This window comes from Peribacillus sp. SIMBA_075, assembly GCF_046534585.1.
On record NZ_JAWRYN010001658.1, the window covers coordinates 1 to 234 of the forward strand.

At 41.9% G+C, this 234-nt stretch carries 1 protein-coding gene; it reads right to left on the reverse strand.

Annotation, left to right across the window (positions count from 1 at the left end; genetic code table 11):
• Positions 1–234: FAD-dependent oxidoreductase (locus tag SB775_RS34065; RefSeq protein WP_410865717.1), on the reverse strand; the 234-nt coding region annotated here is incomplete at both ends.

Consider the following 234-nt stretch of genomic DNA (forward strand, 5'->3'; position numbering starts at 1 on the left):
TGCATTAATCCCAGCCATAAGCCCTTGTCCTGCCGCCTCTTCGTAACCAGAAGTTCCGTTAATTTGTCCTGCTGTATATAAATTCTTAATTTTTTTCGTTTCAAGTGTTGGCCATAGTTGTGTTGGCACGATTGCATCATATTCAATTGCATAACCCGTACGCATCATTTCAACATTTTCCAGGCCAGGAATTGTTCTAAGCATTGCACGCTGTACATCTTCTGGTAAGCTCGT